This is a genomic window from Mesorhizobium sp. M8A.F.Ca.ET.208.01.1.1 (assembly GCF_004791315.1).
Lineage (GTDB): Bacteria > Pseudomonadota > Alphaproteobacteria > Rhizobiales > Rhizobiaceae > Mesorhizobium.
The window spans coordinates 1-322 of record NZ_SRUT01000220.1; the positions used below are offsets into that span (position 1 = coordinate 1).

Genomic DNA, 322 nt, shown 5'->3' on the forward strand with positions numbered 1-322 from the left:
GCGGTCTGCGTGAAGGTCGGCTCGGTCGCGTCCGGCTTGCTGGCGATCGACCAGAAGACGCCGCGCGCCGCCGCATAATCGGGCCGGCTCGCGTCGTTGGGCAGGCCGCGATCGTCGGCGTCCTTGGCCGCCTGGAAACGCGCCACGAGGTCGCGGCGCCTGAGCGAGCGCACCTGGTTGTCGGTGGTGTCGAGCACGCGCTTCAACTGCGAGAACCAGTTCCAGTAGCCCGCCCTCGAAGCCTGCCAGGGCGCGCCGGCGTCGCTGACCAGCAGCCAGCGGCAGCGCTTGAGCGCCGGCTCGATGCCGTGATTGTCGTAGA

1 pseudogene is annotated in these 322 nt (G+C 70.5%); it reads right to left on the minus strand.

The features are described from left to right. Positions 1-322 (minus strand): annotated as a pseudogene (locus EN851_RS35010) (patatin-like phospholipase family protein); the annotation flags it as partial.